General features: G+C 36.0%; 4 protein-coding genes. All 4 read right to left on the minus strand.

The annotated features are described in order from the left end of the window. Nucleotides 1-131: 131 nt before the first annotated feature. Nucleotides 132-941, minus strand: coding sequence for a PP2C family serine/threonine-protein phosphatase (locus RT445_RS15845; RefSeq protein ID WP_312506831.1), 810 nt, complete (start codon nucleotides 939-941; stop codon nucleotides 132-134). Next, nucleotides 934-1,386, minus strand: coding sequence for an HIT family protein (locus RT445_RS15850; RefSeq protein ID WP_274793839.1), 453 nt, complete (start codon nucleotides 1,384-1,386; stop codon nucleotides 934-936). Before RT445_RS15850 ends, RT445_RS15845 begins: the two co-directional genes overlap by 8 nt. A 149-nt stretch (nucleotides 1,387-1,535) precedes the next feature. Next, on the minus strand, nucleotides 1,536-3,431 hold the full coding sequence (locus RT445_RS15855) for an acyltransferase family protein (RefSeq protein ID WP_312506830.1): 1,896 nt from the start codon (nucleotides 3,429-3,431) through the stop codon (nucleotides 1,536-1,538). A 464-nt stretch (nucleotides 3,432-3,895) separates the two neighbouring features. After that, nucleotides 3,896-4,187 (minus strand): stage II sporulation protein P (locus tag RT445_RS15860; RefSeq protein WP_313470930.1); only part of this gene is annotated, 292 nt, incomplete at its 5' end.

The raw sequence follows: 4,187 nt of genomic DNA on the forward strand, positions 1-4,187 counted from the left end.
AGAATTTGGCTGAAGTAGCCTGTATAGAAAGTTATAGACACTTGAAGTAATAGGTTGGAAGTTAATAATGAATAAATCATAGTTCGCAGTATAGAAAAAAGAGGTGTAATTCTCACCTCTTTTTTAGAGTTCTATTGATTACTCGGTTTAGTGGCTTCCATCGAATTATCAACTCTCCAAGAAATGATAGTAGTGCTATCTCTAACATGATTGTCTTGGATGTTTTTCAATATCGACTGAATGCTTTTATCATCGTTGCTGTTCATAGAATGAAAAATGTTTGCAGGATTATCATAAGGCTCATTCGGACATTCAATTAGACCATCTGTCGTTAGAAAAAAAAGATTCTCACCTTTTCTTAACTCCCTAATTCCTACGCTATAACATGGGACGTCCTGTTCAAAAGTATTTACTTGTCCGATCCATTCATAGAATTGCCTTTGATTTATTTGGTACTGACCTAACGAGGCTAGTTCAGGGTGAAATAAATAAAAAATACAATCTCCAACGGAAAACCACCAACTATATTGATCTTTTCTTACAACAATTAAACAAGCAGTTTCTCCCTTTACATTTTTACAAATCGATAAAAACTCTTTCGATTGAAACATACTTAATATCTTTTCTTCTAGCATGTTAAAAGTTCTTCGGGTTGTGGCCATAGATAGCAAATGCTTTATGGTGTATTTTTCATCATTAAATAATGCTATAATTTTTTCTGCACTTTCAGATGTGTTATGTGCATCTAAAATAATGGCAAATTCCCAATTTTCTTTTTCGTTATACCAAACTAAACATCCATCCTCATTCTTATATTGCCCTGCAGTCGAGTTACCCCCATATCGACCGACAATGATATGATTTAATTGTTGAATAGTTATTTGATCAACAAAATTTTCTTCGCTACCAACCCAGCTAAAATCTTGGCTATTGTTATTCATATTGGTTATTCTCTAGGTGTGTTTTTAAACGATTACATAGATCGATAACCTCATTATTATCTCCCATAGGAGCCTCTTTCCAATTGTAGACCTCCATAGGACCCCAACATTCTTTTGGTGTATTAGCATAGCGAGCCACTAGGTGCAAATGGAGATGCGGAACCGAATTCCCTGAAACAAGTGCATAAATATGTTCAGCGTTTTCTGACTCCTTTAGTGCTTTGCTGACTCTAGCCATGATGATTCCAAATGCCTGCGCTTCCTCAACAGTCATTTCAGCAAGGGTCGGTACATGTCTTTTTAAGTCAATCATAATATGCCCTAAATAGTTCGGTTGACCGTTGCTATCAATATGACCCACATAAACATACTTGTCTTCATAAATCATCACGCCAGCAGCCTCAATATTGCCAGCATGTTTATTGCAAATAAAACAGTCTTCCAAAGAAATCACTCCTTTTCCATCATTAGTAAAATTATAACATCACACATCATTTATTTTTTACCATATTTGTATGTTTCCATTTCGAATAGCTACTAGGTGTATCTAAAAAAGTCAGCTACACAGAAAAACTGTGTAAACTGACTTTTTCATTAGTTTTGCTTTTGTAGGGATTGTTGAATCAGGTTTGTTAAAACTTCTACCCCTTTTTTCTCTAAATGAACGCCATCTGGGGCAAAGTATTCTGGATGATTGAGTGCTGCTGCATGCCAGTCAATTAGTGTAATATGCTCATGCTCCTGTGCTTTTTGGAGTAAAGCTTCATTCACTTTAGCCTCCCATGAACGAGGCACCCGTGTATTTACTAAATAAATATCCGCATTCGAAAATGCGTTAAGGAGTGTGTCCATTTGGTCATTCGTAAAATAACCATTCGTCCCTAACTGAAGAATCACTGCATTATTAGGTTGATTAAAACTTGCATAATTTGGTGCTAGTTTAACAGCTTGTGAAACTTGGCGACCTATTTTTCCATCGATCGTAATAGTTGGGTAAATAGTATGTAAGGTCGGTGCAATATCAATCATAAGCGAATCACCAATTGCTAATATGCCACTATAAAATTCTTTCTTTTCAGGCACTGCATGGACGTCATTTTCATCTTGCTTTGGCGTTTCTGTTTGCTGAACATCCTCGACTTCCTTTTCCTTACTAGTGGTAGCTTCGTCTGTCTCTGGTTGTTTGTCATGCTCATTTAGATTGGCTGTAGGTTCATCTCCATTAATTTTAATGGTTGTTGGATAGGAACTAGATGTGCTTTCCTGCCCTTCCCCTACAACGCCCGTCATTCCTGTAAAAAATACAAGAAGGAAAAGTGGTACCATGACGGTTGAAATTTTTCGTGATAGTGAAATACTTTCCCATTTATTTTTATTAAAGACAAGGTATTTTCGATAATAGTCTTTGAACCCCTCTTTACGAATAGGCATCTCAATGAAGCGATACGATAACTCTGCAATCATAATGATGAGGACAATCTGCCATGCAACTCGCCAATAGGAGGGATTACCGATTTCATGAATAGGTGTCCCCAACACCATAACAGGATAATGCCATAGATAAATCCCGTAGGATCGAGATCCAATCCAACAAAGTGGCTTCCAGGCTAGTATTTTTCCTAAAATACTCACTGGGTGACAAACACATGCAATTAATATCGCCGCATTCAAGCAAAATAAGAACATTCCCCCTCTATAAAGAAAGGATTGATATTCATCCACATATACTATACTGACTAAAAAAATAGTAAGTGCAATAAAACTCATACTATTTAATTTCTTCACATGTTTTGTCGATAATTTTTGAGAAGATAGCCTTTTCATTGGCCAAACAAGGGCTAGCCAACAGCCAATTAATAACTCAAAGCAGCGAGTATCCGTTCCATAATAGACACGACTAGGATCAGCACCTGGCTGATAAAGGATCGCCATGACTAATGCTGAACAAATGGCCCCAAGAAAGACGACCTTTGCTAGCTGACTTTGTTTTTGGACAATATAAAGCCCAATCATTAAGAGCAACGGCCAAATTAGATAAAACTGTTCTTCAATGGCTAAGGACCATAAGTTTTTTAAAGGTGACGGAGATCCGAAACTATCAAAATAAGAAAGCTTATGAAAAATGAACCACCAATTACTTGAATAAAAAATAGAAGACAGTGCATCTCCTCTTAATGTATGGAGGAGCTCTTTATGAAAGAGCATTGTCCAAACAAATGATGAAACAATCATAACGTAGGCAGCTGGTAGTAATCGTCTAAACCGTCCGATCCAAAATGTTTTGAGGCTGACTGTTAATTGATTGCCCTTTAAAGGTAAAATGGTAGAGGTGATTAAATAGCCTGATAATACAAAAAAGATATCTACTCCTAAAAATCCCCCTCTAGCCCAACTGAAGTTAAAATGGTAAGCAATAACTGCTAATACAGCTAATGCTCGAATCCCGTCTAGTCCAGGAATATAACGATGATTTAATGACTTGCCTGACATACTATTCCTTCCTTCAATAATCTATCAAATTCTCCTCAGTATAATGGCCCTTAAAGAGTACTAAATCTTGATTGACGCATAGTTGCGCCCTTTAATGAATAATCATCCCCTCTCCATCGTTCATTCATTTATGTTCACTATATGTTTGACGATTGAAAAACGATAAAAGTTTTAGAGAAAAATGAAACATTATCACACTTTTTTAATCTTTTAAAATTCATATGTATGTATGCTATATTTTTAAAAATACATCCTCCAAAAATGGTAGATGTTTCAAAATCATATTTACCTTACTTGCATATGCTTTTCATTTACGTTTAATCATGCAATCGGAGTCAACTTGAAAATTATAAGACAAGAATGGAGCAATGAAAAGACAAATAATGAGATTTTTTTCTGGAAATTTTATTATAATACAATAGTAAAAAAGTGAGTCTACAAGAGCCTCACTTTTTGCTGCCATTTTATTTTTTTGAATCATTTACAAATGCTTTTGATATAGCCTTCCCAATTACAGCAATCGTACGATTGATCTCTTCTTCTGTATTGCCAATTCCACCTATCTCAATAATCATCATTTGCTTCGCTAAATCCTGATTGTAACGTCCATCGACACCGTCACCGCTTTTGGAAATAACACCCTTAGAAATTTTAGGGACAATCGCGTTTAATGTGGAAGATAAACTTTCCGCATAGGCTGTATTCCAGCGGAAGTTGGCATGTTCAGCTCCAACAACGATTGCGATTTTCGCATAG

It is taken from the genome of Lysinibacillus sp. (genome assembly GCF_032093475.1).
Classification (GTDB): domain Bacteria; phylum Bacillota; class Bacilli; order Bacillales_A; family Planococcaceae; genus Lysinibacillus; species Lysinibacillus irui.

What these genes read in the sequence shown, in the direction of transcription:
- RT445_RS15845 (WP_312506831.1), bottom strand. Translation starts at nt 941, where the DNA reads ATGAATAACAATAGCCAAGATTTTAGCTGGGTTGGTAGCGAAGAAAAT.
- RT445_RS15855 (WP_312506830.1), bottom strand. Translation starts at nt 3,431, where the DNA reads ATGTCAGGCAAGTCATTAAATCATCGTTATATTCCTGGACTAGACGGG.